This is a genomic window from Microbacterium sp. Gd 4-13 (assembly GCF_003095395.1).
Taxonomy (GTDB): domain Bacteria; phylum Actinomycetota; class Actinomycetes; order Actinomycetales; family Microbacteriaceae; genus Microbacterium.
Map to the genome: position 1 here is coordinate 411,896 of NZ_QEIJ01000002.1, position 25,446 is coordinate 437,341.

The 25,446-nt window shown below is 69.4% G+C and carries 22 protein-coding genes; 7 read left to right on the forward strand and 15 right to left on the reverse strand.

All coding sequences use genetic code 11. The features are described 5' to 3' along the window. Nucleotides 1-137 precede the first annotated feature (137 nt). The 3 genes from DEA06_RS06630 to DEA06_RS06640 are packed head-to-tail and all read left to right on the forward strand — an operon-like array spanning nucleotide 138 to nucleotide 3,038. Nucleotides 138-1,466, forward strand: a complete 1,329-nt coding sequence (locus DEA06_RS06630; RefSeq protein WP_116647167.1) for a histidine kinase — start codon at nucleotides 138-140, stop codon at nucleotides 1,464-1,466. 49 nt (nucleotides 1,467-1,515) lie between these two features. After that, nucleotides 1,516-2,193: a response regulator transcription factor gene (locus tag DEA06_RS06635; protein ID WP_116647168.1), complete on the forward strand. Its 678-nt coding sequence runs from the start codon at nucleotides 1,516-1,518 to the stop codon at nucleotides 2,191-2,193. Further along, nucleotides 2,190-3,038 (forward strand): hypothetical protein, encoded by an 849-nt coding sequence (locus tag DEA06_RS06640; RefSeq protein ID WP_116647169.1) that lies wholly within the window; start codon nucleotides 2,190-2,192, stop codon nucleotides 3,036-3,038. Before DEA06_RS06635 ends, DEA06_RS06640 begins: the two co-directional genes overlap by 4 nt. An 8-nt stretch (nucleotides 3,039-3,046) precedes the next feature. On the opposite strand, the gene DEA06_RS06645 is transcribed toward DEA06_RS06640, so the two are convergent. The 10 genes from DEA06_RS06645 to DEA06_RS06690 form a co-directional block, all read right to left on the reverse strand. Further along, entirely contained in the window at nucleotides 3,047-3,520 is a 474-nt protein-coding gene (locus DEA06_RS06645) for a dehydrogenase (protein ID WP_116647170.1), read from the reverse strand. 70 nt (nucleotides 3,521-3,590) lie between these two features. Further along, nucleotides 3,591-5,363 (reverse strand): sodium:proton antiporter, encoded by a 1,773-nt coding sequence (locus DEA06_RS06650; protein ID WP_116647171.1) that lies wholly within the window; start codon nucleotides 5,361-5,363, stop codon nucleotides 3,591-3,593. Between the two features lie 187 nt (nucleotides 5,364-5,550). Further along, nucleotides 5,551-7,287 (reverse strand): aldehyde dehydrogenase family protein, encoded by a 1,737-nt coding sequence (locus tag DEA06_RS06655; protein ID WP_116647172.1) that lies wholly within the window; start codon nucleotides 7,285-7,287, stop codon nucleotides 5,551-5,553. A gap of 30 nt (nucleotides 7,288-7,317) precedes the next feature. Continuing rightward, nucleotides 7,318-7,575: a glutaredoxin domain-containing protein gene (locus DEA06_RS06660; protein ID WP_116647173.1), complete on the reverse strand. Its 258-nt coding sequence runs from the start codon at nucleotides 7,573-7,575 to the stop codon at nucleotides 7,318-7,320. Nucleotides 7,576-7,619: 44 nt separating this feature from the next. Further along, nucleotides 7,620-8,183: an NYN domain-containing protein gene (locus DEA06_RS06665; protein WP_116647174.1), complete on the reverse strand. Its 564-nt coding sequence runs from the start codon at nucleotides 8,181-8,183 to the stop codon at nucleotides 7,620-7,622. Nucleotides 8,184-8,363: 180 nt separating this feature from the next. Then, the gene (locus DEA06_RS06670) at nucleotides 8,364-8,555 is read right to left on the reverse strand and encodes a hypothetical protein (protein ID WP_116647175.1); all 192 of its coding nucleotides are present in this window, start codon (nucleotides 8,553-8,555) and stop codon (nucleotides 8,364-8,366) included. Nucleotides 8,556-8,591: 36 nt separating this feature from the next. Next, nucleotides 8,592-9,242, reverse strand: a complete 651-nt coding sequence (locus DEA06_RS06675; RefSeq protein WP_116647176.1) for a pyridoxamine 5'-phosphate oxidase family protein — start codon at nucleotides 9,240-9,242, stop codon at nucleotides 8,592-8,594. A gap of 268 nt (nucleotides 9,243-9,510) precedes the next feature. Further along, nucleotides 9,511-10,638: a glycosyltransferase family 2 protein gene (locus DEA06_RS06680; RefSeq protein WP_116647177.1), complete on the reverse strand. Its 1,128-nt coding sequence runs from the start codon at nucleotides 10,636-10,638 to the stop codon at nucleotides 9,511-9,513. A 114-nt stretch (nucleotides 10,639-10,752) separates the two neighbouring features. Further along, nucleotides 10,753-11,916 (reverse strand): polysaccharide deacetylase family protein, encoded by a 1,164-nt coding sequence (locus DEA06_RS06685; protein WP_116647178.1) that lies wholly within the window; start codon nucleotides 11,914-11,916, stop codon nucleotides 10,753-10,755. 106 nt (nucleotides 11,917-12,022) lie between these two features. After that, nucleotides 12,023-13,360 carry an alpha-amylase family glycosyl hydrolase gene (locus DEA06_RS06690; protein WP_116647179.1) on the reverse strand — a complete coding sequence of 446 codons (1,338 nt, stop codon included), beginning with the start codon at nucleotides 13,358-13,360 and terminating at the stop codon, nucleotides 12,023-12,025. 301 nt (nucleotides 13,361-13,661) lie between these two features. Between DEA06_RS06690 and treS the strand changes: the two genes are divergently transcribed. Further along, nucleotides 13,662-15,839 carry a maltose alpha-D-glucosyltransferase gene (treS, locus tag DEA06_RS06695; RefSeq protein ID WP_240606857.1) on the forward strand — a complete coding sequence of 726 codons (2,178 nt, stop codon included), beginning with the start codon at nucleotides 13,662-13,664 and terminating at the stop codon, nucleotides 15,837-15,839. 60 nt (nucleotides 15,840-15,899) lie between these two features. Here treS and DEA06_RS06700 read toward each other — a convergent pair whose 3' ends face one another. From DEA06_RS06700 to DEA06_RS06710, 3 genes are all read right to left on the reverse strand, one after another. Beyond that, a complete protein-coding gene (locus tag DEA06_RS06700; protein WP_116647181.1) occupies nucleotides 15,900-16,727 on the reverse strand; it encodes an SDR family oxidoreductase in 828 nt (275 codons plus the stop codon). 122 nt (nucleotides 16,728-16,849) lie between these two features. Next, a complete protein-coding gene (locus tag DEA06_RS06705) occupies nucleotides 16,850-17,602 on the reverse strand; it encodes an SDR family oxidoreductase (RefSeq protein WP_116647182.1) in 753 nt (250 codons plus the stop codon). Between the two features lie 132 nt (nucleotides 17,603-17,734). Beyond that, nucleotides 17,735-19,894 (reverse strand): MMPL family transporter, encoded by a 2,160-nt coding sequence (locus DEA06_RS06710; RefSeq protein ID WP_116647183.1) that lies wholly within the window; start codon nucleotides 19,892-19,894, stop codon nucleotides 17,735-17,737. 80 nt (nucleotides 19,895-19,974) lie between these two features. Between DEA06_RS06710 and DEA06_RS06715 the strand changes: the two genes are divergently transcribed. Beyond that, the gene (locus DEA06_RS06715) at nucleotides 19,975-20,469 is read left to right on the forward strand and encodes a MarR family transcriptional regulator (RefSeq protein ID WP_165817947.1); all 495 of its coding nucleotides are present in this window, start codon (nucleotides 19,975-19,977) and stop codon (nucleotides 20,467-20,469) included. A 76-nt stretch (nucleotides 20,470-20,545) separates the two neighbouring features. On the opposite strand, the gene DEA06_RS06720 is transcribed toward DEA06_RS06715, so the two are convergent. Beyond that, nucleotides 20,546-21,193 carry a dihydrofolate reductase family protein gene (locus DEA06_RS06720; protein ID WP_116647184.1) on the reverse strand — a complete coding sequence of 216 codons (648 nt, stop codon included), beginning with the start codon at nucleotides 21,191-21,193 and terminating at the stop codon, nucleotides 20,546-20,548. A 59-nt stretch (nucleotides 21,194-21,252) separates the two neighbouring features. Here DEA06_RS06720 and DEA06_RS06725 point away from each other — a divergent pair, with 59 nt between their 5' ends. After that, a complete protein-coding gene (locus DEA06_RS06725) occupies nucleotides 21,253-22,410 on the forward strand; it encodes an alcohol dehydrogenase catalytic domain-containing protein (RefSeq protein WP_346427029.1) in 1,158 nt (385 codons plus the stop codon). On the opposite strand, the gene DEA06_RS06730 is transcribed toward DEA06_RS06725, so the two are convergent. Continuing rightward, the gene (locus tag DEA06_RS06730) at nucleotides 22,358-23,011 is read right to left on the reverse strand and encodes a Pr6Pr family membrane protein (protein ID WP_240606846.1); all 654 of its coding nucleotides are present in this window, start codon (nucleotides 23,009-23,011) and stop codon (nucleotides 22,358-22,360) included. The genes DEA06_RS06725 and DEA06_RS06730 overlap by 53 nt on opposite strands. A gap of 588 nt (nucleotides 23,012-23,599) precedes the next feature. Between DEA06_RS06730 and DEA06_RS06735 the strand changes: the two genes are divergently transcribed. After that, a complete protein-coding gene (locus DEA06_RS06735; RefSeq protein ID WP_116647186.1) occupies nucleotides 23,600-25,363 on the forward strand; it encodes a hypothetical protein in 1,764 nt (587 codons plus the stop codon). The last annotated feature ends 83 nt before the right edge of the window (nucleotides 25,364-25,446 follow it).

The following is a 25,446-nucleotide window of genomic DNA, read 5'->3' on the forward strand; positions in this document are numbered from 1 at the left end:
CCGTTCCGATGCGCGCACCCTCCCCAGTGCGCATCTCCTCCGACACTGCTCGCAGCCCGGGCGCCTTCGGGATACCCCGAAGAAGCGCTCCGGATGCCTCGGCGGCCCCGGCGCGGCACGCGTCCTACCGTGGGGGTATGAGTTCGCAGACGACCGCCCCGCCGCCGCTCCCGGCCCCCGCCGCGGCTTCCCCCGCAGCATCCGCCCCCGTGGCGACCCGGCTCGACGACCCCGCCGTGTCATCGACCGCTCGCCCGCTGCGCGTCGCGGGTGCCGCGGCGCAGCTCGCCGCCCTCGGGGTCGTCGGACCGTTCGTCTTCATCGGCCTCTTCGCCGCACTGGCGAGCGGGTTGGGTCTCGTCTTCGCCGCCGGTGTCGGCATCATCGTGCTCATCGCGCTGGCCTACGTGCTGTTCGCCGTCGCGTGGCTCGAGAACGCCCGGATCGACGGCCTCTACGGCTTCGGCCTCCCCCCGCTGTCGGCTCGCAGACCGACGCAACCGGGCTTCGCCGGGGTGCTCGGCATGTTCTGGCGTCAGGCGATCGACCCCTCGGTCTGGCGAGCGATCGCGAACCTCGCCATCTCGACGATCCTCGGTGCGTTGGTCGTCACCCTGGTGACGGTCGCGGCCACGGGCGTCACCATCGCCTTCGCACCCCTCTACGCAGAGACGGTCTCGATGTTCGGACTCGACGTTCCCGTCACCTGGGCGCCGCTGGTCGGACCGATCGTCGCGCTGTTCTCGGTCGCGGTGATCATCGGCCTCGCTCTACTGCACGGCGTGCTGTCGCGTCTGATCATGGTCCCCTCGCGAGAGACCCAGCTGGCCGCCGAGGCGCGAGAGGCCGGGGCTCAGCGTGCCGGCGCGATCCGGGCCTCCGAGGTCGAGCGCACGCGCATCGAGCGCGACCTCCATGACGGCGTGCAGCCACGGCTCGTCTCGGTGGGAATGACGCTGGGACTCGCCCGGCAGAAGATCGACGACGACCCGACCGCGGCCAAAGCGCTCATCGAAGAGGCGCACACCTCGACGAAGGCCGCCATCACCGAACTCCGCCAGCTCGCGCGGGGCATCCACGCCTCGGTGCTCGACGACCGGGGGCTGGATGCTGCGCTCTCGGCGCTCGCTGCTCGCTCGCACGTGCCCGTGCATCTCGACGTCCGCATCGACGGGCGATGCGGACGCACCGCCGAGGCCGCCGCCTACTTCGCGATCGCGGAGTCGCTCACGAACGCGGCGAAGCACTCCCGGGCGACGGGCGTGCGGGTGGTCGTGCGCAGCCGCGAGGACGGCAGCCTCTGGGCCCGCGTCGAGGACGACGGACTCGGCGGCGCCCGCATCCTTCCGGGCGGAGGCCTCGACGGCATCGCGAACCGCATCGCCGCCGCCGGCGGAACCTTCCGCCTCGACAGTCCGAACGGCGGCCCGACCGCCCTGGAGGTGAGCGTCCCGTGCGCATCGTGATCACCACCTCGCTGACCGAAGCCGACGCGACCGACGTGAGGACCGTGCGATGCGTATCTTGATCTGCGAGGACTCCGTGCTCCTTCGTGAGGGCCTCGTCCGTCTGCTCGACGACTCCGGCCACGAGGTGATCGCGGCGCTCGCCGACGCCGACGGGCTCGACCAGACGGTCGCCCGGGATGTGCCCGACCTCTGCATCCTCGACGTGCGGCTCCCGCCGTCCTTCACCGACGAGGGCATCCGCGCCGCGGTGCGGCTGCGTGCGCAGCATCCGACCCTCCCGGTCGTCGTGCTCTCGCAGTACGTCGAGGAGCGCTATGCCAGCGACCTCATCGCGGGGGGAGGGGGCGCCTTCGGCTATCTGCTGAAGGACCGGGTCGCCGACGTCTCCGACTTCCTCGATACGCTCCGCCGCATCGCCGAGGGGGCGACGGTGCTCGACCCCGAGGTCGTCGCCCAGCTGCTCGGTCGGCGCAGCCGCGATGCGCGGATGCAGCGGCTCACCGATCGCGAACGCGCGGTTCTCGCGCTCATCGCCGAGGGGCGCTCGAATCAGGCGATCGCTGGCGCGCTGTTCGTCTCAGAGGCGAGCGTGGAGAAGTACATCACCGCCATCTTCCAGAAACTCGGACTCGAGCAGGACGAGTCGGGCAATCGCCGAGTGCAGGCAGCGCTCGTCCATCTCGAGCACGGCGGCACGACGCCGCAGACAGGAGCAGCACGATGACCACCGAGATCTCCCCGCCGCCGCCGGCGGACAGCCCGCCGATGCGGGCCCCCCATCACGGCGGGCGCACCGCGCCGAGGGTGATCGCGCTGCTCACCGCCGCCCTCGGGGTCGCGGTCGTGGCGGCCACCGTCGCGAGCGCCGCGGTGCCCGCTCTCGCTTCCGCTTCGGGGCATACAGGCACGACGTCGCTCGACGTCGCGGGCGTGCGCTCACTCGATCTCGATGTCGATGCGACGTCGTTCTCGGTGCGTTTCGGCACCGCCGCCGAGGCGACGCTCGATCTTCAGAGCGTGCGAGGCAGCGACTGGCGTCTCGAACGGCAGGGCGACACGCTCCGGGTGGTGTCGCCGAATACCTTCGGGCTGTGGTTCGGCGGGGGCGGCGGCGGTACGGCGACCCTGACGCTGCCTCGCTCGCTCGAGGCGAGCGGCATCGATGCGAAGGTGTCGTTCGGCGGGGGCGGGCTCAGCCTGGAGGGGGCGTTCGATCGGCTCTCTATCGACATGGGCGGGGGGCAGGTGACCGCGTCGGGAAGTGCCGAAGACCTCACCGTCGATCTGGGCGCCGGCGCTGCCGACCTGGAACTCGCGGGGGTGCGCACCGCCGACCTGTCTATCTCGGCGGGCAGGCTTCAGGCCGTGCTCGATGGCGCGGCGCCCGATGACGTGCGGCTGTCGGTGAGTGCGGGCGCGGCGACCCTGACGCTGCCCGACGCGGAGTACGCCGTCACCGCGAACGTGGAGGCGGGCTCGTTCGACAACCGGCTGCGGACGAACACCGGTTCATCTCACTCGGTGAGCGTCGACGTGGCGGCGGGCACGGCCCGCGTCACCTCCGACTGACGAAGCGGTCAGCGGCCGGTGTCGAACAGATGCCGGCCGCCGTGGCCGAGCACCTTCACCATGACGCCGCGGGCGTGCAGGTCGGCGACGGCCCGGGTCTCCTGCTCGAGCGTCGCGCCGAGGGCATGCACGTTGGCGACGACCAGCACGTCACCTCGCGACAGGGTGTCGAAGAAGCGGGTCAGGCGGTCGGGCCACACCTCGAGCGTCTCGGGCGCCGGGTGCCGGAATCCCTCGATCGGCACCCCGAACCGCGTCAGGTCGTCGCGCTGCTCGACCACGGAGGGCATGCCGGGGCGTGAGACCACGAGGCCGACGAGCCGAGATCCGGCCGGACGGGCGAGCCACCAGTCGCGGTCGCGCTGCAACTCGGTGAAGCACTTCGGGCAATCGGCCGCGACGTGGGGCAGGTGGAGGGGACTCGTCAGTGCGTCGTCCGTCACCGGATCGTGCGACTGCGCAGCATCCGTCGTCTTCGTCATGACACCCTCCCGCTCCCTCCATTGTGCGGGACGCCACCCCCGATCGCACTATCGAGCAGAGGGGGTGATGCTATTCGGCGTTGTCGAGGCGCAGCTCCAGGCTGAGCTGGTCGGCGTCGAGCTCGGCCAGCGCGTGTCGGAGCGCCGCTGTCGCGTGTCGGCCGTCGTGCGAGAGCTCCCCGAGGCGTGCGCGCATCACTTCGATGATCGCGAGACGCAGCTCGAGCACCTCCTGCGTGCGCGCGTCGACGTCTTCGTCGGGCGGCTGCGTCATGCGCGCCCCGACGACCCGCACGATGTTCTCCGGGAAGGGCCGCCCGTCGCGTCGTTGGAGCTTGCCGGCGGCGACCGCCTCGCCGGCGGCCACGCGCAGTTCGGCGTTCAGCGCCTGCTGCTCCTCGCGTGTGGGGCCCTCGGCCTTGTCGTCGGTGAGGCCGAGCATGCGCACGAGCCCCGGCAGCGTGAGCCCCTGCAGCAAGAGGCTGAAAACCGCGACGAGGAACGCGACGAAGATGAGCAGGGGCCGCTCGACGGTGTCGCGGGGCAGGGTCTGGGCGGCCGCGAGCGTGACAACGCCGCGCATGCCGGCCCAGACGATGACCGAACCGTGCCGCCAGTTGAGCGGGGTGTCGCGGTAGTAGTCGAGGTCGGCGACGAGACGCCGCAGGCGCGAGCGCCCCATCTCGAGACGGCGCCGCGCGTGGGCCATGTCGAACCGCCGCGTCGGACGATCGGAACCACGACCCTGGCCCCGACCGACCTCCGGCGGGCCGGCGTCGAGTCTGGCTTCGAACTGGTCGAGCCGGCCGTCCATGGCCTCGACGCGTTCGCGGGTGCGCCCGTGACGCCTCCGCCGTCGCCCCTGCAGCCAGATGAGCATCGCGACGTATGCGCTCCGCACGATCAGCACAATGGCGAGAGCGGCGACGGCCAGCCACGCGCCCTGCCAGAGACCCTGGTCGCGCTCGAGGTTGCGCTGCACGATCTCTTTGAGTTCGAGACCCATCACGAGGAACACCGCACCCTCGAGCAGCAGCTCGACCGTTCGCCAATTGAGGCGGTCGGAGATGCGTTCATCGGGGGTGAACCAGCGTGCCGCGCCCTGTCCGGTGACGATGCCCGCGACCACCGCCGCGACCAGTCCCGATCCGCCCAGGTGCTCCGACGGCAGGTAGGCGATGAAGGGGATGGTGAAGCTGAGGGCCGTGTTCGCCGCGGAGTGGGCCACCCAGGCCCGCACGCGCAGGTTCACCCAGCCGACGACCGCGCCGACGAGCACGGCCACGAGTACGGCCTGGGCGAAGGCGAAGACGGTGTCGCCCAGGGCGAATCCGCCGGCCACCGCCGCGATCGCGGTGCGCAGCAGCACGAGGGCCGTGGCGTCGTTCAGCAGACTCTCGCCCTCGAGCAGGGTGACGACCCTGGTCGAGATGCCCAGACGTTTCGCGATCGAGGTGGCCACGGCATCCGTGGGGCTCAGGATGGCGCCGAGGGCGATCCCGAGAGCGATGCCGAGGCCGGGGATCAACCAGGCGAAGAACAGGCCGAGCACGATCGAACTGACCACCACGAGAAGCACCGAGAGCCCGGCGATCGGTCCGAAGTCGCGGCGGAACTCGATGGCCGGCAACTGCACCGCGGCCGAGTACAGCAGAGGCGGCAGCACGACGACCAGGATGAGCTCGGGGTCGATCTCGAGCGCCGGCACGAACGGCAGCAGGCTGACGCCGAGGCCGAGCGCCATGAGGATCAGCGGGCCGGCGAGGTTGAAGCGCGGGCCGAACGCGGTCGCGAGGCAGATCACGACGACCGCGCCCACGAAGATGAGGAGGGGGTCGAGCACGACACGAGCATAGGACCCGCACGCGCGCGGCGTTGTGACGCGTCGACCCCGGAGTGTGGTCGAGTTCACGCACACAATGCAGGAGAAATCGCCGTCGGGGGTGTCTGCCGTGCCCCCGAGGCCCGATTACTCCTGCATTCTGAGGGACGAGGGCGCCTGCGGTATGCGGGGAGCCTCCGGCGGGCCGCTAGGCGCGGAAGGCCCGAGCAAGGGTCATGAGCAGACCGGGCCAGCTGCGGCGGGCGCGGAAGTGCGCGAGTCTTGCGCTCACCGCGGTTCCGGTGCGCGCGGTCACGAACCACGGTGGCTTCGGCAGCACGGTGAAGACGCCCTTGCGCTGGGTGAGCGCTCCGATCGACCGCGGGAACGGCCGGAAGGGTCCGCGCAGCACCGACCGCTCCACACGATCGAGCAGCAGCGCGTTGTGAACGACGCCGAGGCCGCTGCCGACGTCGTGCAGAGAGCCGCCCGGGAAGGCGCCCCAGCTCAGCTGCGGCACGGTGAACGACACGCCCGTCCACGCGTTGATGGCGATGCCGCCGTACCGCAGCGACGCGATCGCCCGATCGAAGCCGGCGCCGAGCGATGCCTCGGTCGCGGGGTCGATGAGCACGTTCGCGCCGAGGGTGCCGGTGAGACGCTCGTTCGCGTGCGTGACGGCCGCGTCGAGGAAGCGCTGCCCGGTGCCGGCGAGCGAGACCACCCCGAGAACGGGGGCGAAGTACTCGGTGGTCTCCAGGGCGGTCGGGTCATCGCCTGCATGCAGTTCCACCAGCATCCGCGACCCGTCTGCGTCGCGCCGTGCGGTCGGGTAGTCGGATGCCGCGGAGTGCACCTTCTCGTCGCTGCGCGGGTACCAGACCGGTCGCGCAGGGGCGGCGTCGTAGGCGGTGCGGAGTGCGTCGAGGAACGCCGCCCGCTGCGGCCACTCGGAGCTCACGATGACGACCTGTCCGGCGATGCAGTTGTGCCCGCTGTTCTGCAGTCGCATCGTCGCGATGTGCTCGGCCTGGAAGCGCAGGTCGGCGTCGCTCCATCGGCCCGGCACGACGATCACCGGCGCGACCCCGCCGAGCTCGGCCGTGATGGGCGTGGTCAGTTTCGGGTCGTCTGCCTCGCGTCGACGGGCGGCTTCGTCGCCGGTGCCCCACACGATCGCGTCGAATGTGGCCGCCGACCCCGTGATGTGCACGTGAGAGAAGGCCGGATGCTGCGTGAGGTACGCGCCCACGTCGCCGCCGCCGCGGACGATCCGCAGGAACCCCGGCTCGATGAGCGGCGCGAGGGCGCGCTCGAAGACGGGCACGAGGGCGTCCTGCGTCGGGTTGACCTTCAAGAGCGACACCCGGTTGGCCGACAGCAGCTCGTACAGCACGTCGAGCACCGGGATCGATGTGACGTTCCCCGCGCCCAGCACGAGCCCGACCCCGCCCGACGCGTCAGGGTGCAGCTGTGCGAGGCCCGCGGCATCCCGGGCCTCTGCTCGCGAGGTTCCGGGTTCGAGCCAGACGTCGCCGCGGAACCCCGAGAGCAGCAGTCGGTCGATCGGCTGCGCGGGCAGCACGCGCGCGCGGAGCCGGCCGCCGGGGGCGTCGTCGAGGCGCACCCCGTCGAGGGGAGCGCGGCCCGCGGCGAGCTTCTCGAGCGTCGCCCGGGCGGCCTCAAGCGCGCCGAGCGTCGCATACGGGCCGGTGAGCCATTCCTCGCCGCGGAGCGGGTGCTGCCGACCGAGCTGCTTCGACGTTGCGGCGACGTCGGCCCACTCGCTCGCGACCGCGCCGACGGTCTCGTGCAGACGGCCGAGCAGTCGCGCGCGCTGGGCGACCGTCAACACCGTCCACAGCCGGGCACCCGTCTCGAGCGCGGCGATGTCGGCGTCGATCCGATCGGCGTAGGGGACGATCTGCGCTGTCGATTCCGCCATCACGCGCTCCGGGTGTCTCCGGCGGGAGCCTCAGATGAGGGCGAGCTCGCGGAGCTTGGCCTCGACGTCGGCGTTCGACGGCTCGACGTGGTGCGACGAGTCGGGGTAGACCACGACGGGGATCTGCGTGCGGCCCGAGATCTCGCGGGCGACATCAGCGGCGGCGGGGTCGGCCTCGAGGTCGACGTATTCGTACGAGATGCCGAGCTCGTCGAGCTGCTTCTTCGTGCGGCGGCAGTCGATGCACCACTGGGCGCCGAACATCTTCACGGGAGTATCCGAAGTCATCGCTCCAGGCTACGCCGGGTTGGACGCCCGCCGGGCGATCGGCCTCAGCCGAGGAACGCGCTCGGGTCGAACTCGTCGATCGGGATGACGCGGATCCGCGGCAGCGGGGCGTCGAACACCCGGGCGTCGTATTCGAGGTCGAACTTCTCCAGCCCCGGGATGGAGGCGAACCCGGCGTTTCGGAACTCCGAGAACGCGGCGATGCCGACCCGCCGAGGAGAGCCGATGAGGTCGGACAGGTCGTGCAGGAAGTCACCGTCGTGGCTCACCAGCATCACGTCGGCGTCGCGGTCGCGCATCGCCCGGAGCGTGCGCTGGATCGCGATGTCGACGATCTTCTCGTCGGGCCCGCCCGACAGCGGCACGACGACGTAGTCCATCGCCTTCAACGCCTGTACGAACGGCATCGGGATGCCGGCGGAGGCGTTGAGGAAGAACACTCCCTGCGCGGGCTGCGCCCAGACGCGTTCCGAGAAGGAGACGAGGCGGTCCCACCGGGGCCGCTCGTCGGGCTGCGGCCGCCGGCCGAGGATCGAGGCGCCCAGGGTGGCGTCGATGTTCTCCCCGTCCACGAGCACCCAGGTCGTCCGCGAATCCGTATCCGGCACTGCGTCCCCTTTCGTGGGAGTTCCAGCCGCATCCTATGCGCGCCGCTCCCGTGGCAGCGATTCGCGTCGCGCACGCCGGTCGAGCCGCGGGCTGTCGGGCGGGGCGCGGGCACTGCGCGCGGCGAAGCCCGCGTGCGGGCCGATTGCCCGCGTCTGGAGGAGGGCGAACGCGGGGCGTGATCAGCCGCGGCGACGCTGTCGTCGGCTCGGGTCGTGCTGCCGTCGGGGCGGTGCGAAGTCGGTGTCGGTGTATCGGCCGAAGGTGTGGATGCTGGTGGCCGTCGTCGTGACGTAGCTGCCGCCGAGCGGGGTCACCTCGACAGGTTCGGCGTCGTCGGTGGGCAACGATTCGTCGATCGTGTGTTCGCGCATGGCTCTCCTTGGGGTGCGCGGAAGGTGGGGCGGGCCTCAGTAGAGGGTTTTCGCGTACTCGATCTCGAGGTCAGCGTCGATGGCGCGCATCTCGTCGTCGGTCTGTGGAGCGCCGGTGGTCTGGTCGAGGATCATCTTCGACAGGGAGGGCAGCTCTGCGCGGTCGCGGAAGCGCGATGCATCCCACAGATGCGACCGACGGAATGCCTTGGCGCAGTGGAGGAAGACCTCTTCGACCTCCACGATCATGGCGAGCTTGGGGGCGCGGCCCTTCGCCTCCAAGCCCGAGAGGATGCCCGGATCGACAGTCAGCGTCGCTCGCCCGTTGACCCGCAGTGTGTCGTCGAAGCCCGGGATGATGAAGAGCAGCCCTACGTGGGGGTTGGTAAGGATGTTGACCTGGCTGTCGAGCCGGTTGTTCCCGGGGCGGTCGGGTATCGCCAGGGTGGTGGGGTCGAGCACCTTCACGAAACCCGCCGGGTCTCCGCGAGGGCTGACATCGGCGTCACCGTCAGCGTTCTGCGTGCCGATGCACAGGAACGGCGACAGTGCGATGAACGCTCGCGCATGCGCATCGAGGGAGGGAAGGCTCTTCAGCGTCGCGAGCGGAGTGACGTCGTGGAACCTGCTTCTGAGGAGTGCTTCGTCGGTGATGACGAAGTTCGGATCGATGAGTGACGAGTTCATGGAGCATCTTTCGCGGGTCTCGGCTGCACTGCCGTCTATTCGTTGTGCTCCACAACTTATTCGTCGACGGGTCGTTTGTCCAGCGCGAACCTCCGGCGATCGAAGCCCGTCGTCGGGCTGCCCGCAGGCCCCGTCTCGCCGGCGTCGCGAGACGCGGGCTTTCGGGCGGGGCGCGGGCATTGCGCGCGGCGAAGCCCGCGTGCGGGCCGATTGCCCGCGTCTGGGGGAGGGCGCAGCTCGCGAAGCCCTCGTGCGGGCGACGGCGGCGTTAGAGGGCGAGTTCGTCGGCCAGAGGAGTCTGCGACTCCTCCGCCTTCGCGCCGCGCTGCTTGCGGGGTGCGTAGACCACGAGCGCGTGGAAGAGGAACCGCACGACGAACGCGGCGACGAGCGTGAGGGCGGCGGCCAGAACGCTCGGGATGTGCGTGCGCTCGACGAGCACCCACAGCACGGGGATGCGGACGATCGCCTCGAGGCCGTTGAACGTGAACGACTTGAGGAAGCGATGCCGCATGAGCCCCGAGTCTTCGCGCATGTCGGCGAAGACGAGGTACTCGAGCAGCAGGAAGTTTCCGATGATCGTCACGATGCTCGCGACGATCGAGGCCCAGATGTACTCCATGCCGAAGCCGATGAGGGCCCACATGATGCCGAGGTTCGCCAGCGCGCCGACGCCGCCGACGAGCGCGAAGGCCGACATGCGGCCGAAGCGCAGCATCGTCAGCTGCGTGAGGAAGCGGATGCCCTGCGTGAACGACGCCTTCGACTCGCCCGCGTAGCGCTCGGCGAAGTCGAACGGCACCTCGGCGACGCGCATCTGCTTGCGCGCGAGGATCTCGAGGAGGATCTTGAATCCGCGCGGGCGCAGCGATTCGACGTCGATGGCCGGGCGGTTCACGAGGAAGAAGCCGGTCATCGGGTCGGAGCAGCCGTGCAGCTTGCGGGGGAACATCGCCTTCGTCAGCAGCGTCGACGCGCGGGAGACCCCGGTGCGCACCGCGTTGGCGAGTCCGTCTGACGTGCCGCCGGCGGTGTACCGCGAGGCGACGACGACGTCGGTGTCACCGCGCTGGGCGCGGGCGAGCATGTCGGGGATGACCTCGGGCGGATGCTGCAGATCGCCGTCCATGACGAGGCACCACTCCGACGTCGACGCCTGGATGCCCTCGACCACGGCGCCGCCGAGGCCGCCGGTGGGGTGCTCCCGGTGGATGAGCCGCACCGGGGTGTCGGTCTTCGCCGCGGCCTCGCGGATGATGTCGGGGGTGCTGTCGGTGGAGTCGTCGACGAACACCACCTCGAACGCGGTGCCGGTCAAAGCTGCGTCGAGGCGTCGGAGAAGCTCCCGAACGTTCGGCCCCTCGTTGTACGTGGGGACGATGACGGACACATCCATAAAGGACTCTCGATCTGCTGGTGCCAAGGACGGTTCAGCCTAACGGGGGTTCCTGAGACGCGGCTATGGGCGCCCACAGGTGGGAAAAGGGCGTCTTTCCGCGGGCGCGGGCGATCAGCCGATGAGACCGGCCAGATCGTCGACGGTCATTCCGTAGTTGATCCGGATGCAGGGGAGGGCGAGTTTGTCGGTGCCGATCCGCACGTATCCCTGCTCGATCGTGCGCCCCATCTCGAATCCGGCCTGGGCGACACCCCGCTTCGTGGTGTCGTTGTAGTGCCCGAACGGGTAGGCGACGACCTCCTTCACCCCGAGGATCTGGGCCGATTGCTCGAGGTCGGCGGCGATCTGGTCGGCGGTCCAATTGACCATCCGGCCCTTGCCGTTCTCACCGGCCTCGTGCATGTCCTGGGTGTGAGAGCGCTGCAGCACGTAGGGGTTGGGCGATCCTTCGGTGCGCCACTTCGTGATGACGAACGACGTCGTCATCACCTTGTACTTCTCCACGACGGGAGCGGCGAGGTCGAGCCACGTCTGGTGCGCGTCATCGTCGGTCACGATCACCGAGTGCTCGGGCAGGAAGAGCGCGCCGTCGATGAACGCGCTCAGTTCGTCCCAGGTCGGGAGGTAGAACCCCGACGAGGCGATGTAGGCCATCTGCGCATCGAAGTCGCCGATGTAGGCGTAGTTCAGTTTGAGCGAGTTGTTCTCACCCTCGGGGTTCGCCGTGAACTGGTGGTACATGAGGATCGGGATCCCCGCGTCTTCGGCGGCGTTGACCTCCGGGGTCGTCCACGCGCCGTGCAGCGTGACCTGCCGGTCGACGCACGACACCGCGTCTGAGCCGTTCACCCGCGCCGCCGTCGTAAGGGCCGCAGCATCCGCCTCGCTCGCGTACCAGCCCGCGAAGACCTTGCCCTCCGCGCGGGGGATCGGGAGCGCGGAGTACAACGCCCCCTGGGTCTGCAGCACGGGGTCGTGCGCGATGGCCTCGCCGGCGAACTGCACCGCACAGGCCTGCGGGTCGGTCGTGGAGGCCAGCAACGTCTGGGCGGGGGTGAGGGGCGTCTCTTCGGGAACCGGAGTGGACGACTCGGATGCTGCGGGCTCGGCCTCTGCCGTCGCACCCGACCCCGCGGACTGGGCAAGGGCCATGGCGGTGAAGATGCCACCGGCCGCGAGCACGATCACCGCGGCGAGCGATCCGAAGACCCACAACCGGCGCGCCCGGTAGACGGCGCGTCGCGCGCGCACCCGTTCACCGCGTGACGACGTCATCGTTACCCCCCCATTTCCCGCCCCGCGATCATATCCGCGCGGGTCCACCGAGCTCGGCAGGCGTGCGGATGCGGCGTCACGTCGCCCGAGTCCGGTGGCGCGTTTCTCAGCTGCCGAGCACGGCCCAGCCGTGCGGCGCGAGCTCGACCTGGGCGCCCGCGATCGTCGCCGTCCCCGCCGCCACCGACGTCGCGCCGGCCGCCGGGAGCGATACTGACTCGTCGGCCAGGTTCAGCACGGTGACGAGCGCGTCGGTGCCGGTGGCGGTCCGCAGCGACACCGCGGTGTTCGCCACGTGCACCACGTCGGTCTGCGCGGTGCGCAGCCACGGGTGCCGTCGTCGGAGGGCGACCAGCTCCTGGTGCACCGCGAGCACGGTGGCAGCATCGGCCTCCGCGCCCGGCAGCGTCGTCGGATCCGCCGGGGGTGCCGGGGGGAACTCCGGGCGTACCGCGTCGTCGCCGCCGAGGCGTTCCTCTTTCACCGCGCGCAGCCCGTACTCGTCGCCGGCGTAGATCATCGGCGTGCCCGCGAGGATGCAGAGCAGCACGACGGCGTGCGGAACGTGCCGCGCGTCGCCGACGGCGGAGGCGATGCGGGTCACGTCGTGGTTGCCGATGAACGTGGTGGGCACGAAGGTCTCGAGCAGCGCGTTGTTGCGCTCGATCGCGTGCGTCGTCTCGAAGAGGTTCGCGTCGGAGAGGCCGTGCCAGATCCCCTGCCACAGCTCGTACTGCGTGAGGGAGTCCATCGTCGATTCCGTCACGATGGCGGCCGCGTCGCCGTGGATGACCTCGCCGGTGATCCAGACATCCGGATGCTGCGCGCGCACCCGGGGGAGCACGCGCGCCCAGAACGCGGGGTCGACCGCGTAGGCGGCGTCGAGACGCCACCCGTCCGCGCCGCGGTCGAGCCAGTGCGTCATCACGTCGACGACGAGCTGTTCGACGGCCGGCGAGGAGTGGTCGAGCACGACGAGGGCGTCGTGCCCCTCGAACACCTCCGCCGCCACGGGGGCGCCGGGCTCCCACCCGTTCCAGTCCACGCGGAACAGGTCGGCCGTCGCGGCATCCGGTCCGTTCTGCTCGAGCGCACAAAAGGCGGGGTGCGCCCGACCGACGTGGTTGAAGACCCCGTCGAGCAGCACCCGCACGCCCTTGTCGTGCGCGGCGGCGACGAGTCGGTCGAAATGGGCGTCGTCGCCGAGACGGGGATCGATGCGGAAGTGGTCGATCGTGTCGTAGCCGTGCGTGGTCGAGGCGAACACCGGGCCGAGGGCGAGACCGTTCAGCCCCAGCTCGACGATGTGGTCGAGCCACCCGCCGATGCGGTCGAGACGGTGTTGCGCCGCATCCGTCTCGTCACCCTCCGGACGAATGGGGGCTCCGACGAAGCCGAGCGGATAGACGTGCCACCACATCGCGTGGTCGACCCAGAGTGCCATCGGGCCAGTCAACACGGTGATCGCGCCCGACCGCGCAGGGTTGCGCCGTCGGCCCGCGCGACCTATCGGGTCGCGTCGGCAGGGTCAACCTCCACCTGCTCGCGTCTCGCGCGCGGATACGATCGTGACCACCTGAATGCTGTGCTGTGCTGCCTGGGAAGGACCCTCCGTGGACGAACCCATCGAGCGCGACTCGACACCCGTCGAGGACGAAGACATCGTCGAGCGTGATACGACCGAGATCAGTTACGACGAACAGCGCTACCCGGCGAGACCCCGCCGGCTCCGCCCCCGCGACCAGATGCGCGGCGGCACGCTGCGGCGCTTCGCGACCGACCCGCGAACCGCGAACGGAACGAACCCCGCCTACATCGAGTGGCTCGTGCGGCAGTCGATGCTGAAGGACGCCGATGTGCTCGGACGGCAGCTGTCGGGCCAACCCTCGATGTGGCGCAACCCCTACGCCCGCCCCGATGCCCGACGGGCCATCGAGACGAGCGACGTGTGGTTCACGGCCTATCCGCTGTCGCTGATCACCCGCCCGGGCGAGTCGTTCCTGCACGCCCTCGGCGACGAGGCTCTGTGGGAGGCCTTCGAGCAGGTCGGCATCACCGGCATCCACACCGGTCCCGTCAAGCGTGCCGGCGGCATCACCGGCTGGCAGGAGACCCCGAGCGTCGACGGGCACTTCGACCGGATCAGCACGCAGATCGACCCGGAGTTCGGAGACGAGGCCTCGTTCCGGCGTCTCGCCGACGTGGCCGACAGCCACGGCGGCAGCGTCATCGACGACATCGTGCCCGGGCACACGGGCAAGGGTGCCGACTTCCGCCTCGCCGAGATGGCGTACAAGGACTATCCGGGCATCTACCACATGGTCGAGATCCCGCCGGAGGACTGGGGGCTGCTCCCGGTCATCCCCGACGGTCGCGACTCGGTCAACCTCGACCGCGACCAGGAGCGCGAGCTCAGCGAGCGCGGGTACATCATCGGCGAGCTGCAGCGCGTCATCTTCTACACGGTCGGTGTGAAGGAGACGAACTGGAGCGCCACCGCGGCCGTCACCGGTGTCGACGGGGTCGAGCGCCGGTGGGTCTACCTCCACTACTTCAAGGAGGGGCAGCCGTCGATCAACTGGCTCGACCCCACCTTCTCGGGCATGAAGCTCGTGATCGGTGACGCGCTGCACTCGCTCGGCGATCTGGGAACGAGCGCCCTGCGGCTCGACGCGAACGGCTTCCTCGGTGTGGAGAAGAGCACCGAGGGCCTCCCCGCATGGTCGGAGGGGCATCCCCTCTCGCACGCGGCCAACCACATCATCGCGAGCATGGTGCGCAAGGTCGGCGGGTTCACGTTCCAGGAGCTCAACCTCACGATCGAAGACATCCGCGACACCGGAGCCGTCGGCGCCGACCTGTCGTACGACTTCGTCACCCGGCCCGGCTACCACCACGCTCTCGCGACCGGCAACACCGAGTTCCTGCGTCTCGCCCTGAACACCGCGCTCGAGATCGGTGTGGAGCCCGCCCAGCTCGTGCACGGCCTGCAGAACCACGACGAGCTGACGTACGAGCTGGTGCACTGGGCGACCACGCACCGCGACGACGTCTACACGTACCGTCACCGCGAAGTGACCGGGCTCGAGCTCGCCGAGGAGGTGCGCGCCGACCTCACCGACAGCCTCACGATCGAGGCCGACTACAACCTCGTCTTCACGCAGAACGGCATCGCGTGCACGACGGCGTCGCTGATCGCCGCCACCCAGGGCAAGGCGCGACTCGACGACATCACCGACGACGACATGCCCGCCATCCGCGATGCGCACCTGCTGCTGGCGAAGTACAACGCCTGGCAGCCCGGTGTCTTCGCGCTGTCGGGGTGGGACCTCACCGGCACCCTGACCCTTCCGTCCGAGCAGGTGGGCTCGCTCATCGCCACCGGAGACACGCGGTGGATCGAGCGCGGCGCGCACGACCTTCTCGACGTGGCCCCCGAGGCGACGAGGTCGCTCGCAGGGATGCCGCGGGCCCGGTCGCTGTACGGATCGCTGCCCTCGCAGCTGACCAACCCCGAGTCGTTCGCGGTGGGTCTGCGCGACGTGCTCTCGACGCGCCGCGCGCACGACATCGCGATCGCGTCGCAGATCGACATCCCGCAGGTCGCCCACCAGAGCATGCTGGTGCTCGTGCACCGGCTCGACGGCGGCGACAAGCGGCGAGACGACGCCCCGCTGCAGATCACGGTGCTGAACTTCTCGGGAGAGACCATCGAGGGCACTGTGCGCTCGAAGAGCCTCACCCCGCGCAGTGGAGTGATCGACGCCGAGAGCGGCGAGACGCTCGCGCGCGTCGACGACCTGCAGAGCTTTCCGATCGAGCTGCCGCCCTACGGGGGGCTGTTCCTGCTGTTGGGTGAGCCGGAGCCCGAACCCGAACCCCGGCCGATGACTCGCGCGATCCCGATCATCACGGGTTCGTAAGCGAGAACGACGAGAGGGCGACCCCGGGTGGACGGGGTCGCCCTCTCTTTTCGCGGTGCGTCAGCCCTGGGCGAGCTTGGCCACGTCGTCCCACTCCTCCCACGTCTTCAGACGCGAGGAGTAGTCGGCCTTGGCGATGTCGATCGGAGAGGCGCCGAAGAAGACGCGCAGGGGAGGCTCGGCAGCATCCACGATCCTGAGCACAGCGGCGGCGGATGCTGCGGGGTCGCCCGGTCCGCTGCCGGCGCGCGCGCTGCGGGCCTTCTCGCTCGCCTCGCGCAGCTCGTCGTACGCCGGGTTCTGGTCGGAGTGGTGCGCGCTCGGGCCCGCCCAGTCGGTGGAGAAGCCGCCGGGCTCGATGAGCGTGATGTGGATGCCGAAGCCGGCGACCTCTTGCGCGAGCGCCTGCGAGATGCCCTCGAGCGCCCACTTCGACGCGTGGTAGGCGCCGACGTTCGGGAACGCCGAGATGCCGCCGATCGACGAGACCTGCAGGATGTGGCCGTGGCCCTGCTCGCGCATGATCGGCAGAGCCGCCTGTGTCACCCAGACCGCGCCGAAGAGGTTGGTCTCCATCTGGTCGCGGAGTTCTTGCTCGCCGACCTCCTCGACCATGCCGAAGTGGCCGTAGCCGGCGTTGTTGATGACGATGTCGAGCGAGCCGAACGTGTCGTGCGCCTTCTTCACCGCCGCGAAGTCGGCATCGCGGTCGGTCACGTCGAGGGAGAGAGGGAGGATTGCGTCGCCGTACTTCTCGACGAGGTCGTCGAGCGAGGAGGTGTCGCGGGCGGTGGCCGCGACACGGTCGCCGCGGTCGAGGGCGGCGATGGCCCATTCGCGTCCGAAGCCGCGGGAGGTGCCGGTGATGAACCAGGTCTTCTGTGTCATGGGGTCAATGACGCTGCCGGAGCCCGCGGTATTCCCGCCCGGCTGCCGTCAGTTGCCCCGAGCCGGGCTGTCCGGCGTCGCGGAGGGGCCCGAACGAGGCAACTGACGGAGGTCGGCCGGTGTCAGTGGGCCGAGTAGCCGCCGTCGACGAGGTGGTAGCTGCCCGAGATGAAGGATGCGGCGTCGCTGAGGAGGAACAGCGTGAGCGCGGCGACCTCCTTGTCGGTGCCGAGGCGGCGCGAAGCGTGCTCGCCCTCGAGAGCGGTGAGCGCGTCGGCGGAGAGGCTGGAGCGCACCAGCGGGGTGTCGATGAAGCCCGGGCCGACCGCGTTCGTGCGCACGCCCTGGGCGGTGTACTCCAGCGCTGCCACCTTCGTGAGGCCGACGAGCGCGTGCTTGCTCGTGACGTAGGCGGCGTTCTGGGCGATGCCGACCGAGCCGAGCACCGACGCCATGTTGACGACCGCACCGCCGCCGGCGGCGACGATCGCGGGGAGCTGGAACTTCAGGCCGTAGAAGACGCCATCGAGGTCGACGGCGCGCACGCGGTCCCACGCGGCGATGTCGTAGTCGCCGATCGTCTGCGGGGGAGCACCGATGCCTGCGTTGTTGACGGCGAGGTGCAGGGCACCGTAGGTCTTCGTCGCGAAGGCGACGGCGGCCTCGGAGTCCTCCCACTTCGCCGTGTTCTGCGTGAAGGGCGACGCCGTGCCGCCCGCGGCGGTGATCTCGTCGACGACCGTCTGCGCCGCATCCAGGTTGATGTCGGTCACCACGACGCATGCGCCCTCCGCCGCGAGTTCACGCGAGATCTCCGCGCCGATGCCGCTGCCGCCACCGGTGACGATCGCTACCTTGCCGTCGAAACGAGCCATGAGACTACTTCCCTTCACTGCCACGGGGAGCGGATCTCACACCCCGCGCTTTTCATGCGTGTGTATAGAGATGCAACGTGCTCGCTCGCCGTGCATTCCGTGCGCGGACGAGACGGATCGGCGCCGTCGGGGTCAGAGGGACGGCCGGCGGTCCGCCTCGGTCCGGCGTGCCCGGCGCGTACCGGACGGCGCCCGGTCGTCGCTGCGTCCGGCTGACGCGCTCGCCACGTGCGCGGGGCCATCGGCGTCGGGCACGGTCGGGGTGCGCGGCCACCAGAAGGTGTCCTTCGTGATGAAGGCCAGGGCGGGAACGACCACCGTCCGCACGAGCAGGGTGTCGATCAGCACGCCGATGCAGACGATCGTGCCGATCTGCGTGAGGGTGATCAGCGGCAGCACGCCCAGCACGGCGAAGACGGCGGCGAGAAGGATGCCCGCGCTGGTGATGACCGCGCCGGTGGCGGCGAGGGCTCGGATCATCCCCTCGGTGATGCCGAGGTGCTCCGACTCCTCCTTCGCTCGCGTCACCAGGAAGATGCTGTAGTCCACGCCGAGGGCCACGAGGAAGAGGAAGCTGAACAGGAGCACGTTCGTGTCGATGGCGGGGAAGCCGAACAGCGGCGACTGGAAGATCCACCAGCTGAGTCCGATCGCCGAGAAGAAGCTGGCGACCACCGCGAGCAGGAGCAGCAGAGGGGCAACGATCGCCCGCAGCAGCACGACGAGAACGATGAAGACCAGCACCAGGATGAGCGGGATGATGAGCGCCTGGTCGCGGGCCTGCGCATTCGAGACGTCGAGGGCCTGGGCGTCGAGGCCGCCGACCAGCCCTTCGCCGCCGCCGACGTCGTCGAGGGCCGCGCGCATGCTCTCGACCGTCGCGAAGGCCGCCTCTGTCTCGGCTCCCGCGTCGAGCGTGACGTTGATCTGGGCGAGATCGTCGGTCGTCTCGCCGACGGTGGCCGCATCGACGCCATCGAGATCGGCCAGGGCGCTTGCCGCTTCGTCGGCATCGTCGAGGGGCACGATGACGACGGCGGGCGACGTGGTGCCGGCCGAGAACGCCTCGGCGAGCACCTCCTGGCCCTGCACGGCCTCGGGCTTCTGCAGGAAGCGGTCGTTCTGCGACAGCCCGGTCTGCACGAAGAACAGCCCGCTCGCCATCGCGCCCAAGACGACGAAGCCCGCCGTCGCGACCACCACGGGTCGCCGCGAGACTCCCCGACCGAGCTTTCCCCACACGCTGCGCGAGATGGCGTCGGCGGAGCCGTACCGCGGAATGTAGGGCCAGAACAGGCCGCGGCCGAACAGCACGAGCGCTGCGGGGAGCACGAATAGGGCGAAGATCATCGCGACGACGATGCCGACGGCGCAGGCGAGGCCCAGCGCGCGGTTGCCGGCGAGCTCGGCGAGAAGCAGGGTGAGCAGCGCCAGGGCGACGGTAGAGCCGCTGGCGATGATGGCGGGCCCTGCTCCGCGCAGCGCCTCCTGCATCGCGATCCGGCGGCTCTCGTAGAGCCGCAGCTCGTCGCGGTAGCGCGCGATGAGCAGCAGCGCGTAGTTCGTTCCCGCGCCGAACACGAGCACCGAGAGGATGCCGGTGATCGACGCATCGAGCTGCACGCCGACGGCGCTGGCCACCTGGCGCGCGACGATGCCGGCCAGAGAGTCGGCCAGACCGATCACGACGAGCGGGACGAGCCAGAGCCAGGGGCTCCGGTAGGTGACGAGCAGCAGGACGGCGACGACGATGACGGTGGTGAGAAGCAGGGTGAAGTCGGCTCCGGCGAAGACCGCGGCGATGTCGACCTCGAACCCCTCGGCTCCGGTGAGGTACACCCGCACGCCGTCGAGATCGGCGGCAGCGGCGTCGCGGATCTGCTGCGCGCGCTCGGTCTGTGCGGCGACGTCGGGCTCAGGTTCGAGAGGAACAACGAGCAGCGCGACGGTGCCGTCCTCCGATACCTGCGCGGGCGGCACGAATCCGTCGCGGGAGACGTCGGCCAGCTCACCGAAGGCTTTCGCGTCGATGAGGGCGAGGGTCTCATCGTCGAGCTCGCCGGAGTCGGAGGCGAAGACGAGGAGGGCCGAGGTGCTGTCGGCGCTCGGGAAGTTCTCGCGCAGCTGATCGACCTGCACCGACTCGGCGCTGTCGGGGAGGCCGACCGAGGGTGCGGTCTCGGACCCCTCCGACCCGGCGACGCCGAACAGCACGGCGGCGGCCAGGGCCGCCAGAACGAGCATGATCCACGACGTCTTGGCAGATGTCAGGAAGCGACGGAGTGCGCTCATGGTCTGTCTCCCGGCTGGTAAGAACGTTTGAGCGTCGGATTATTCGACTATCGAAAGAGATTAGCGATATCGTGGAGCCCATGCAACCGACCGGTTCGCTTCCCCCCGATGCCGACGTGGCCGCCTTCGCGCCCACGCGTCCGGCGACGGTGCTGCTGCGGGAGTTCATCGAACTCAGCGAGCAGTTCGAGCGGTCGATCGGCGAAGAACTCGAGGTCAACCCGACCGACCTCCAGGCGATGGAGCATCTGCTCATGGGCGGTCCGCTCGCGCCCGGCGAGCTCGCCCGTCGGGTCGGGATCTCGGCGGGGGCCACCACGACCGCGATCGACCGCCTCGTGGCGCTGGGCCACGTCACCCGCGAGCCGCACCCGACCGATCGGCGCGGAATTCTGGTGGTGCCGCAGGAGTCGTCCCGGCAGCGCGCGATGGGGCGCCTCATGCCCATGATCATGGGGGTCGACGCCGAACTCGACGCGTTCACGCCGTCGGAGCAGGAGACGATCACGAGGTATCTCGCCCAGGTGGTCGAGCGATTGCGGGGTCACGCCGAGAGGCGCGCGCCCGAGGAGTGAGGTGACCGGCGTCGGTGCAGACGCCCTCCGCAACGCCCAGCTCCACGACGCATGAGTTCTCGCGCGATCGGGCCGCTCATGCGCGGGTCCAGGTCTGGTGCGTGACGCCGGAGGGAGACGAGACGACCTCCACCGTGAACCGGCTTTCGATCCCTTCGAGGCCGTGCCAGAGGTTCTCGCCGCGACCGAGCACGATCGGCACCACGGCGAGGTGCATCCGGTCGACGAGATCGGCCTGCAGGAACTGGCGGACGGTGTTCACGCCTCCGCCGATGCGCACGTCGAGTCCTCCGGCCAGTTCGCGCGCGATGGCGAGGGCCTCGGCGGGTTCGGCGTCGACGAAGTGGAAGGTCGTGCCGCCCTCGAGCTCGAGCACCGGGCGAGGATGGTGCGTGAGGACGACCACCGGGGTGTGGAACGGGGGATTCTCGCCCCACCAGCCGATCCATTCCTCGTCGGTCCACGGCCCGCGCTGGGGTCCGAACTTGTTGCGGCCCATGATCTCGACCCCGATGCCGGTGCCCCAGTTGCTGGCGAAGGCCTCGTCTATGCCGAACGATCCGGCATCGCCGCCCTGCATCGCCTGTAACGTGCGGGTGCCGAAGAACCACGGTTGCATGAGCCGCGCCTGCGCGTGGCCGAACGGAGCCTCGAGGGTCTGTCCCTCGCCCGTGCCGTACCCATCGATCGAGACGGCGAAGTTGTGGACACGAACCTGCGACATGGGCACTCCCGAGAGGACGGATGCTGTCTGCAACCGTCTCGGAGCGTAGCCGCCCCCGCGTGGGCGTACCAGGTGCCCGAGCGCAGACCGCAGCATCCGAGCGGCATATCTTCGACGAAGAGGTCAGCGCACACGAGAGGAACCTGATGCGGGCTGTGGTCTTCGAGAAGTTCGGCGAGATGCCGCGGGTGGCCGACGTCGCGATTCCCGAGCCGTCGCCGGGCGGAGTCGTCGTGCGGGTCGAGACGACCGGGCTCTGCCGCAGCGACGTGAGCGCGTGGCTCGGGCACGACTCGGGCGTGACGGTGCCGCACGTGCCGGGGCACGAGTTGTCGGGAGTCGTCCATGCCGTCGGCGAGCGGGTGACGCGCTTCGCGGTCGGTGATCGCGTTACGGTGCCGTTCGTGTCGTCCTGCGGGTCGTGCGCGCAGTGCCGTGCCGGTCAGGGGCAGGTGTGCCCGAACCAGACGCAGCCGGGGTTCACCCACTGGGGCTCCTTCGCGGAGTATGTCGCCCTGCATGACGCCGAGGCCAACCTGATCGCCCTGCCCGACGACGTCGACGGCGGCGTCGCGGCGCTTCTCGGATGCCGCTTCGCGACCGCCTTCCGGGCTCTCGTCCACCAGGGTGAGGTGGTCGCCGGCGAGACGGTCGTGGTGATCGGATGCGGCGGGGTCGGTCTCAGCGCGATCATGATCGCTCGGGCGCTCGGGGCGACCGTCGTGGCCGTCGACATCAGCGCCACCGCCCTCGCTCGGGCTCGCGAGCTCGGGGCGGCGTTCGTGATCGACTCGTCGGGGCTGTCGCCCGAAGCGATCGCCGCCCGTGTCCGCGACGCCGTCGACGGCGGCGTGAATGTGTCGGTCGACGCGCTCGGACGGGAGGATGCGGTGGTCGCCGCCGTGCTCTCCCTGGGCCTGCAGGGGCGGCACGTGCAGGTGGGTCTCCTCGCGGAGGATCCGCGCATCCCCATGTCTGCCGTGATCGCGGGGGAGCTCACCCTGCGCGGATCGCACGGGATGGCAGCATCCGCCTATCCCGAGCTGATCGAGATGGTCGTCTCGGGTGCTCTACGACCGGCGGATCTCATCACGCGGCGCATCGGCCTGGACGAGGTGCCGGAAGCGATCGCGGAGATGGCCGAGGGTCGCGCCCCCAGCGGGATCACCGTGATCGACGTGGGTGCGCGAGAACGACCCGTGGCTTCGTCCGACTGAGCGCCCACACGACGGCGCCGGAGGCGACGATCGCGGCGATGAGACCGACGATGTGCGCCGTCAGCGACGGGAGCCCGCGCCCGGGGAGCAGGAACCCGTAGGGCACCCACCCGTCGGTGACCCCGCGGATGAGGACGACCGTGAGCCAGACGGCCGGGTAGGGAAGGAGCACCCACAGCATCCGCCACGGCAGTCGGGGCCGGTCGCCGATGAGGATCCAGCCGAGCAGCATCACGACCGGGAACACCCCGTGGAGCAGAAAGCTCACCCACGGGGGTGCCGAGCCCGTGCCGGGAACGAGGACGTTGTAGACCACGGCGACGACGATCAGGTAGGCCGTCACGACAGCGCGGGCGGTCGTGAGCCAGGACGGGACGGGCCGGCCGGCGACGAGGCGGCCACCGACGGTGCCGAGAACGATCGCGGCGAGCAGGCTCGTCTGGTTCGTGAAGTACCCGAAGAAGTCGAACGGGTTCGAATCGCCGGCTCCGATCCGCAGCGCGTAGGCGTACACGAGCACCAGCACGACAGCTGCGGCGATTCCGACCCTCATCGCCCCGATCGTGCGGCCGCCGACGCGGAGGAGTGGCCGGTGCGTCACGAGCGCCAGCCTACGTCGGCGCGTCGGGGTCCCGAATGGGGTCGTTGGCTGGGGCGATCCGTCTTTCATAGGGTGGCCGGTATGGATATCGCATCGATGATCATGGGCGGCTCGATCGCGTCCATCGCCTGGATCGCGTTCTACCCGTGGGCGAAGCTGCGTCGTCTGCGCGAGCTCGAGGCCGCCGAGGACTGACTCCGGCGCAGCGGCGAGCTCGGTCTATGGCTGCGGCGTATGCGCCTCGCTGTGCAACGAGGCGAGGCGGGCCGCGGGTGGTGAGCCATTCGCGTCGACCGCACAAGCGAACTCGCTGACAGGGAAAAGCAAAACCCCCGCCATGTAGAAGCTAGGCGAGGGTTTCTGGGATGACTGTAACGGTCATCCGTGTGGCTCCGACGGGCGTCGATCCCGTGACCTCACGATTTTCAGGCCCCCCGGGGTGTGTCTGACCATGTTGAGTCGTCCCCGAGGGTACGGCGGTCGTTCCTAGTTGTGCTCAGCCGTGCCACAGCGTTTTGCGACGTTTGTGACACCGATGTGTCACGCGGCACAACCGCGAGGTGACTACATTCGACGCAAGGGGGCTACATGGTCGGTGCGTCAGCTGTCTATCGCTACACCGAGGAGTTCTGGGGCGACTTCTTCGATACTTCTCTGATCGAACGGATCACGCGCGCGCCGGGCGCGAAGCTTCGGGAGTACGCCGAGGGGTGGCCGTTCTTCGACTTGGACCCTCCTCTGATGAACCGGGGCGCACTCAGACCGCTGATAGACACGCAACGCGAGTGGGGGGTGGGGTCGATGACTCCAGAGGGCGCTGCGGAGCGCGATACTTCGTTCGCTCTATTCACCCTTCTGTACGCGCCTGAGATCCTGGTCGATCGAAGCTACGTGAACGTGTTCGACGGGGTGGAGATCCAGGGATTTGGGAGCGCCTCCTATAAGCAGTTGCAAACGCGAGCGCGGGACCTTGGCGATCGGGTCGGTCGGCTTGTGCAGGATCTGCACAAGCCGAGAATGGTCTACTTTGCGGGCTTAGCTCCGAGAATCGAGCAGATCAAGAAGGAGGAGACGTTCGCCAAGCGGCTCTTGGGCGCGCTGTCCTCTGTTGAGGACTCCCTCGCGCCGGATCTCGCAGCCGCCGTCGATGAGCTCAGTGGCGATCTCCCGGAGCGAATTCCCGTGCCTGTTCACATGGCATGGATAACGGGCGGTCGCCCCGGCGACAGCACGGGGGTGTACATTCGGCGACGCGAGATGTACCAGTCCTATTTAGGTGCGCTACGGCTGGCCACGCACCGTCCCACGGACCGGGGACATGACGTTTCGATCGAGCGGTCCGTGCGAGAGTTGTCGAGGCGATGCCGATGGTTGGCGCTAAAGCGCGCAGACCTGGAAGCGGCAGAAGCAGCCGTACCTGCGCACATCTCAAGTGGGTTCGTCGAGCTGTCCCGCCAACACCACAGAGTGTCCGATCAGCTGTCGTTCACTCGACGAAGGCTCAGGTTTGAGGGACCGACCCGTGAGCTGATCGGGCACCGGTTGCACCGGATGCAGGTAATCCGACCGTTCGTAGAGGACGGCTCGATCCACTTTGCCGACCTCGTTTCCGGTGGCCAACGTGCCTTCGCTTTCGATGCAGCGTTGAAAGTCGCTCCGACTCTCTCCGCGGAGGAAATCAGGGAGCTGCCTTCGTCTGGGGTCTTTCGTGGCGACACCAGCATCGAGGGCCGGTTGGCTGTCGTCACAATCGGACTGGAGGCGTCACTTGAAATGGCGCGCAGGCGGTTTGCGACGCCGATCGCGCGCACTCCCATCGAGTCCGCGATTTGGGAACGGGTTGTCGGGGCGCTTGCCGACGACAGAAGGATCGGCGCAGTTAGGCAGCTGGCTCGCGTCGGTCTGCCTCGCTACAAGGCAGACCATCAGACCCTGATTCGTTTAAGACAACAGAGCGACGTTTTCGCCGGATGGCGGGACTCGCTGGAGAAGGCGTTAGTCGCAGCCCAAGATATTCCCGACGGGCCTGACGGCACCGCTGACGCCCGTGCGCTCATGTTTCAGGTCTTGGAGGACAGCATTGCGTCGTTCCCGATCGAGGAGCGAAAAAGCGCGGTCCTGCGCTCCCTTCGTGAGGGAGCGATGACTTTTTCGCTGTCCGGGCTTGTCGGCGCGGGTTTGGGTGTCGCGACAGGTCAAACCCTGGAGGCTGCCGCCGTGGGGACCGCCACCGGCGCAGTTGGTGGAGCCGGTGTCGAAGCAGTTCGGGCTTACCACGCCTCTATGCGGCAGTCACGGAACGGCCGGCTTCTTCGCGACGTCTACCTCGGCATGTACTTGGAGACTGACTGACCCGCGGTGGCATCAGCCGAGACGTCCCCGATGCATCTTGCGCCCGGTGAGAGTGGTGCCATTCTGCAGAAGCACCATATGGA

Coding starts and splice junctions, on each gene's coding strand:
- DEA06_RS06660 (WP_116647173.1), bottom strand. CDS start 7,575: ATGACTTCGGATACTCCCGTGAAGATGTTCGGCGCCCAGTGGTGCATC.
- DEA06_RS06630 (WP_116647167.1), top strand. CDS start 138: ATGAGTTCGCAGACGACCGCCCCGCCGCCGCTCCCGGCCCCCGCCGCG.
- DEA06_RS06735 (WP_116647186.1), top strand. CDS start 23,600: ATGGTCGGTGCGTCAGCTGTCTATCGCTACACCGAGGAGTTCTGGGGC.
- DEA06_RS06680 (WP_116647177.1), bottom strand. CDS start 10,638: ATGGATGTGTCCGTCATCGTCCCCACGTACAACGAGGGGCCGAACGTT.
- DEA06_RS06645 (WP_116647170.1), bottom strand. CDS start 3,520: ATGACGAAGACGACGGATGCTGCGCAGTCGCACGATCCGGTGACGGAC.
- DEA06_RS06670 (WP_116647175.1), bottom strand. CDS start 8,555: ATGCGCGAACACACGATCGACGAATCGTTGCCCACCGACGACGCCGAA.
- DEA06_RS06705 (WP_116647182.1), bottom strand. CDS start 17,602: ATGGCTCGTTTCGACGGCAAGGTAGCGATCGTCACCGGTGGCGGCAGC.
- DEA06_RS06710 (WP_116647183.1), bottom strand. CDS start 19,894: ATGAGCGCACTCCGTCGCTTCCTGACATCTGCCAAGACGTCGTGGATC.
- DEA06_RS06640 (WP_116647169.1), top strand. CDS start 2,190: ATGACCACCGAGATCTCCCCGCCGCCGCCGGCGGACAGCCCGCCGATG.
- DEA06_RS06635 (WP_116647168.1), top strand. CDS start 1,516: ATGCGTATCTTGATCTGCGAGGACTCCGTGCTCCTTCGTGAGGGCCTC.
- DEA06_RS06720 (WP_116647184.1), bottom strand. CDS start 21,193: ATGTCGCAGGTTCGTGTCCACAACTTCGCCGTCTCGATCGATGGGTAC.
- DEA06_RS06675 (WP_116647176.1), bottom strand. CDS start 9,242: ATGAACTCGTCACTCATCGATCCGAACTTCGTCATCACCGACGAAGCA.
- DEA06_RS06655 (WP_116647172.1), bottom strand. CDS start 7,287: ATGGCGGAATCGACAGCGCAGATCGTCCCCTACGCCGATCGGATCGAC.
- treS (WP_240606857.1), top strand. CDS start 13,662: ATGCGCGGCGGCACGCTGCGGCGCTTCGCGACCGACCCGCGAACCGCG.
- DEA06_RS06690 (WP_116647179.1), bottom strand. CDS start 13,360: ATGGCACTCTGGGTCGACCACGCGATGTGGTGGCACGTCTATCCGCTC.
- DEA06_RS06715 (WP_165817947.1), top strand. CDS start 19,975: ATGCAACCGACCGGTTCGCTTCCCCCCGATGCCGACGTGGCCGCCTTC.
- DEA06_RS06685 (WP_116647178.1), bottom strand. CDS start 11,916: ATGACGTCGTCACGCGGTGAACGGGTGCGCGCGCGACGCGCCGTCTAC.
- DEA06_RS06700 (WP_116647181.1), bottom strand. CDS start 16,727: ATGACACAGAAGACCTGGTTCATCACCGGCACCTCCCGCGGCTTCGGA.